Genomic DNA, 5,631 nt, shown 5'->3' with positions numbered 1-5,631 from the left:
CAGGGGGGACCCTGTGGGAGAGTAGGACGCCGCCGAACAATCATTGTGGGAAAGCCCCGCACCAGTCATGGTGCGGGGCTTTTCTGCGTTTAGGGGTCGATCGGCGGCCGGCCGTAGTGTGCATGTATGACCAGCGATGTTGCGGCCCGGGACGGCCGGGTACCGACGCGGCGGGCGGCCGGCTACGACGTCGCCGTCACGGTGCTCCTGTTCCTCGCCGCGGCCACGGGCTGGAGCGACATGCTCCTCCTGGTCTCGGGGAGCGTGGTGCCCGGCTGGGCGCTGTGCGTCGTCCTGTTCTGTGCCGCCGGCCTCCTCGCCGGCGTCCGTGCCGTGCGGTTCGGCCCGGACGCACCGCGCCGTTCCCGCCCGATGGGCCTCGTACGGGGAGTCGCGTTCACCGCGGCGGCGTTGAGCTGTGCGGTCGGTGCGCTCGACGAGCTGGGAGCGGAGTACCACGTCCTGCACCCCACGGGCCCGGGAGGCTGCACCGCCGTCGTTCGCGAGACCTCGTTCCTGGTGCTCGGCAGTGGCGACGTGTACGCGGTCGGCCCGAGCCGCATCGGCTGGCGGCCGTCGGGCTCCTGGATCGCGGATGACGGCCACCGGCCCGTCGCCGCGGGAATGTACGAGCTCCACTGGAGCGAACGCGGGGGCCACGGCACGCTCAGCGTCCACGGCACCGCCACCGATCCGATCGTCTCGGGCGGCCTGGCGAGCGTCGACTGCGGGATCTGACATGCCTCCCGGGTGATCGTTTGACATGGAGTGCACTCCAAGACCTAGCGTCATGGACAGACGGTTTCCAGCACGGGGAGGCACCAGAATGACCGACGCACGTATCCGGAACTTGGGCGAACTCGCAGTGTCCGCACAGGGGTTGGGCTGCATGGGAATGAGCCACGGCTACGGGGACTCCGACGACGCGCAGTCGATCGCGACCATCAACCGGGCCCTCGACCTCGGCGTGACCCTCCTGGACACCGCCGACTTCTACGGCGTCGGACACAACGAGGAGCTCATCGGGCGGGCCGTCGCCGGGCGGCGCGACGAGGCGGTCATCGCGACGAAGTTCGGCTTCGCCAACCGGCTGGGCGAGCCCGTCGTGATCCGCGGCGACGCCGCCTACGTGCGCCAGGCGTGCGAGGCTTCGCTCCGACGCCTCGGGGTCGACCACATCGACCTCTACTACCAGCACCGCGTCGACCCTCAGGTCCCGATCGAGGAGACCGTCGGCGCCATGGCCGAGCTGGTCCAGGCCGGCAAGGTCCGCCACCTCGGACTGTCCGAGGCCGGCGCGGAAACGATCCGCCGGGCGCACGCGGTGCACCCGATCACGGCCCTGCAGAGCGAGTGGTCCCTCTGGACCCGCGACCTGGAGGCCGAGGCCGCGCCGGTCTGCCGCGAACTCGGCATCGGGATCGTCCCGTTCTCCCCGCTCGGCCGGGGCTTCCTCACCGGCCGCTACCAGTCGGTCGAGAGCCTGGCGGAGACGGACATCCGGCGCACACAGCCGAGGTTCGCCGACGGCAACCTCGACCGGAACCTGGCGATCGTCGCCAAGCTCGAGGAACTGGCCGCCGCCAAGGGCGTCACCGCCGGCCAGCTCGCCCTGGCCTGGGTGCAGCACCGAGGCGAGGACGTCGTCCCGATCCCCGGCACCCGGCGGCAGAAGTACCTCGAGGAGAACCTCGCCGCCCTGTCCGTCGAGCTGAGGCCCGAAGACCTGGCCGCCATCGAGGCCGCGGCCCCCGGCGAAGGGATCGCGGGCGCCCGCTACGACGCGACGAGCCTGACCTTCGTCGACCGCTGATGGGCGCGGCACGGCGCTACCGGTATGTGGGTCCGGCCGAGTTGCGCAGCCTCGCCCGGCCGGACCGGGCCGGGCAACCCGTGCGCACGCAGGCGGAGTTCGCCGCGTGGCTCGCGGGGCGGACGGCCGGCGAACTGGCCGAGCCCTTCACCTTCGTCGTGGACCGGGCGGGCGCCCTGCGGCTGGCGCCCCGCCGCAGTGAGCACGTGGTGTGCGCCGGCGGGGACGAGGTCCTGTGCGCCGGGGAGATCGGCTTCCGGCTCCGTGCGGAGTCCGGGCGCCGGGAGGTGGAGACGGTCGGCAACCAGTCGACCGGCTACTGCCCGGACACCGGCGCGTGGCCGCCCCTGGCCGAGGCGCTCGACCGGGCGGGGATCGGCCGGCCGGCCGGCTTCACGTACGAGGTGGTCTTCCGTCGGTGCCCGGTCTGCCGGGAGGTCAACGTGGTGCGCGAGGGGTACTTCTTCTGCGTCTTCTGCGACGGGGAACTCCCGGCGCGGTGGAACGTGGACTGAGGGGGAGGCGGCTCAGGGCTGCCGGAGGACGGCCAGCGCCTCCTGGACGCGGCCGAGGGTGATCAAGTGCTCGGCCAGGTCCCGGGAGTTGCCCGAGGCGTGGGCGCCGAGGACGGTCACGGCCTCCTCCAGGCGGCCGCCCTCGGCGAGGAGCCCGCCCAGGGCGGACGCCCCGTACCAGGTGTCGCCCTCCGGGTGGGCCCGTACCTGGGCGATCGCCTCCTCGCGTCGGCCGCAGGCGGCCAGCAGCGGGAGCCGTGCCTCGAAGAAGGCCCAAGCCTCGTCGCTGTCGTGGGGGTCGAGGGTGTCGAGGAAGGCCAGGCCCTCCTCCGCCCGGCCGAAGTCGGCGTACAGGGAGCACAGGGTGCGCACCAGCCAGTCCTCCGGGCCCGGGCGAAGCTCCCCGAGCGAGCGGAGCACCGCCACCGCCTCCTCGACCCGGCCGTGCCGCCCCAGGAGCTCGGCCAGCCGAAGGGCCCGGAAACGCCGGAGCTCCTGCGAGCCCTCCGGCATCCGGTACACGGCGATCGCCCCCTCCACGTCGCCGCGTTCCTCCAGCAGCTCGGCGAGCCGCCGCGCGGGCCCCTCCAGTTCCGCGGCGTACGTCCGCAGCTCCCCGATCCGGTCGTGGCGGGCCAGCAGGTCGGCGAACCGGTCATGGGCGTGCCAGGAAGACCCGGCGGAGCGGGGGCGCAGCAGGGCGATCGCCTCGTCGACGCGGCCCCGGCGTTCACGGACCGTGGCGAGCAGGTCCTCCTCCAGGGCGGGCGAGGGGGCGGCGCCGACGCGGGCGGCGAGCAGCGCGGCGACGTCCTCGTCCCGGCCCGCGGGCGCGGCCACCTCGACCAGGACGGTGACGAGGAACCCGTCGCCCGCGTGCGGCAGGAGGAGTTCGAACGCCTCCCCGGCCCTCCCGTGCCGGGCGAGCAGACGCGCGAACGAGGCCATGGCCGGCCGGTCGCCGACCCGGGCGTGCGGGCGGGCCAGGGCGATGGCCTCGTCGGGCTTCCCCCACTGCTCCAGCAGCCCGGCCGCGGCCTCGACCGCGGTCCACCAGCCCGTGGCCACGTAGGGCGCGAGCACCTCCCGGGCTTCGGCCCACCGCTCCCGTCCGGCGAGCCGCCGCGCCAGCTCCTGCGCGCAGAACCACTCCCCGCGCCCGGCCTGGCGCGCGACCTCCTCGGTGTGCCCGAGGTCGAGCAGCCGGGTGACCAGGTACGGGGTGATGCAACGGGAGTACGACCGGAACCGGCCGTCGAGCTCAGCGGCGTCCACGGCCACGCACCCTAGCCGCTGCCGTCCGCCGGACCGGTTCGAGGGCCTCGACCACATCGTGCACGAGACCTCGTCGGGCGCGTCCGCGCCGACCGCCTCCTGTGCCGCACCGGTCACCGGCCGGCGGGCAGCGCCTGACCGAGGTGTCCGGCCGATCGGCAGGTGCCCCGGACACGGTCCGGGCAGGTCCTAGGGGATCAGGACGACCTTGCCGTGGTTGCGGCGCTGTTCGATGACCGTGTGGGCGCGGGCCGCCTCCGCGAGGGGGATCTCCTCGTGGACGGTCGTGCGCAGGGTGCCGGCCGCGCGCTGCTCCCAGAGCTCGCGCTGCCAGCGGGCGTACAGGTCGGGGCGGCCGACGGCGACGGCCCGCATCTGGAAGCCGATCATCGAGGCGCCGCGCACCAGGAGCTCGTACGCCTCCACCGTGCCGCCGCCGGAGCTGAAGGCCACCAGTCGGCCGCCCATGGCGAGGGCGCGCACGGCCGGGCCGAGGAGCTCGCCGCCGACGCCGTCGAGGATGACGTCGTACGGGGCGCCCCAGTCGGCGTCCTCGTACAGCACGACCTCGTCGGCGCCCAGGGTGCGGACGAACGCGGCCTTGTCGGCGCTCCCGACCGCCGCGACGACGCGTCCGGCCCCTCCGGCCCGGGCGAGCTGGAGGGCGAGGGTGCCGACCGCGCCGGCGGCCGCCGTGACGAGCACCGACTCGCCGGGCCGCACGCGCCCGGCCTCGAACGCCCCGCGCGCCACGAGCCCGCTGCGGACGAGGGCGACCGCGTCCACGGCGGTGGCGTCGTCCGGGACGGCTGTGGTGAACGCGGCGTCCAGGACGGCGTACTCGGCATAGGCGTCCGCGAAGCACAGCCCGGTGACGCGGTCCCCGACGGTGAAGCCGGTGACGCCGGCGCCGGTGGAGACGACGGTCCCGGCGATCTCCCCGCCGAACGAGACGGGCCCGCTGCCCTCGCGGACCTTGCGGACGGTGGGCAGCGTGACGCCGATGGCCTCGGCGCGGACGAGCAGTTGGCCGGGCCCCGCCTGCGGGCGGTCGACCTCTTCGGCGACGAGGACTTCGGGCCCACCGTCGACCTCATGGCGGATGCGCAGCACAGGACCTCCCCGATCCGGATCCATATTCATTGGGCATCCCAACGATAAGCAGAAGATCGTTGGGAAGTCCAATGATTCCTGGGTAGGGTGGCGCCATGGTCGAGCCCCAGCCCACGCCCCCTCCTTCACCGTCGGCCCTCGCGCACATCCAGTCCCTGCCCAGCTGGCTCGCCGGCCGGGTCGCGGCGCGCGGGCGGGGCCTGGTCGCCGACGCGATCGCGGCGGAGGGGCTGAAGCCGATGCAGCACGCGGTACTGGCCGCCACGGCCGCGTACGGCCCCGTCGCCCAGGCGGAACTCGGCCGCCGGCTCGCGGTGGACCCGAAGGACATGGTCGGGATCCTCAACCACCTCCAGGGGGCGGGCCTGGTCCTGCGGACCCCGGACCCGTCCGACCGCCGCAAGAACGCGGTGACGGTCACCCCGGAGGGAGAGGCGGTCCTGGCCCGCTGCGCGACCCTCGCGGAGATCGCGAACGAGCGGCTCCTGGCGCCCCTGACGGCCGATGAGCAGGGCGTGCTGATGGCGCTGTTGAGGCGCATCCACGAGGCCCCCGCCTCGTTTTGACACCCCTGGGGGCCGGATGTAGAGTCAAACGGTTGCCTCGAACCGGACAGGTTCGGCGACACCCACCCCTCAGCGAATCGAATTCCATGTGGGGTGCACTCGACTCTTCATTCGGATCGTCGAAGCCGGGAAATCCGGTGGAAAACTTCTGATAGAGTCGGAACCGCCGGAAAGGGAAAGCGCGAAAGCGAAGGACCTGGAAAGCACCGAGGAAATCAAGGCCCGAAAGGATCTGATAGACTCGGAAACGAAGAAAGAACGAAAGCCCGGAGGAAAGCCCGAGAGGGTGAGTACAAAGGAAGCGTCCGTTCCTTGAGAACTCAACAGCGTGCCAAAAATCAACGCCAGA

At 73.0% G+C, this 5,631-nt stretch carries 7 protein-coding genes; 4 read left to right on the top strand and 3 right to left on the bottom strand.

From position 1 onward, the window contains the following. Positions 1 to 126 precede the first annotated feature (126 nt). From ACFVXK_RS36795 to ACFVXK_RS36785, 3 genes are all read left to right on the top strand, one after another. Positions 127 to 738, top strand: coding sequence for a hypothetical protein (locus ACFVXK_RS36795; protein ID WP_389621185.1), 612 nt, complete (start codon positions 127 to 129; stop codon positions 736 to 738). An 88-nt stretch (positions 739 to 826) separates the two neighbouring features. Further along, entirely contained in the window at positions 827 to 1,813 is a 987-nt protein-coding gene (locus tag ACFVXK_RS36790) for an aldo/keto reductase (RefSeq protein ID WP_389621182.1), read from the top strand. Further along, positions 1,813 to 2,328, top strand: a complete 516-nt coding sequence (locus ACFVXK_RS36785) for a hypothetical protein (RefSeq protein ID WP_389621178.1) — start codon at positions 1,813 to 1,815, stop codon at positions 2,326 to 2,328. The genes ACFVXK_RS36790 and ACFVXK_RS36785 overlap by 1 nt, the downstream gene beginning before the upstream one ends. A gap of 12 nt (positions 2,329 to 2,340) precedes the next feature. Here the strand turns inward: ACFVXK_RS36785 and ACFVXK_RS36780 are convergent, their stop codons facing one another. Beyond that, entirely contained in the window at positions 2,341 to 3,603 is a 1,263-nt protein-coding gene (locus ACFVXK_RS36780; protein ID WP_389621176.1) for a tetratricopeptide repeat protein, read from the bottom strand. 189 nt (positions 3,604 to 3,792) lie between these two features. Beyond that, positions 3,793 to 4,716: a zinc-binding alcohol dehydrogenase family protein gene (locus ACFVXK_RS36775; RefSeq protein ID WP_389621173.1), complete on the bottom strand. Its 924-nt coding sequence runs from the start codon at positions 4,714 to 4,716 to the stop codon at positions 3,793 to 3,795. A 95-nt stretch (positions 4,717 to 4,811) separates the two neighbouring features. Between ACFVXK_RS36775 and ACFVXK_RS36770 the strand changes: the two genes are divergently transcribed. Then, complete coding sequence (locus ACFVXK_RS36770) at positions 4,812 to 5,282, top strand: MarR family winged helix-turn-helix transcriptional regulator (protein WP_389621170.1); 471 nt, start codon at positions 4,812 to 4,814, stop codon at positions 5,280 to 5,282. A 69-nt stretch (positions 5,283 to 5,351) separates the two neighbouring features. Here ACFVXK_RS36770 and ACFVXK_RS36765 read toward each other — a convergent pair. Further along, on the bottom strand, positions 5,352 to 5,631 hold a 280-nt coding region (locus ACFVXK_RS36765; protein WP_389621167.1), incomplete at its 5' end, for a hypothetical protein.

It is taken from the genome of Streptomyces sp. NPDC058157 (genome assembly GCF_042884105.1).
GTDB lineage: Bacteria > Actinomycetota > Actinomycetes > Streptomycetales > Streptomycetaceae > Streptomyces.
This window is presented reverse-complemented; position numbering and strand designations above follow the sequence as displayed.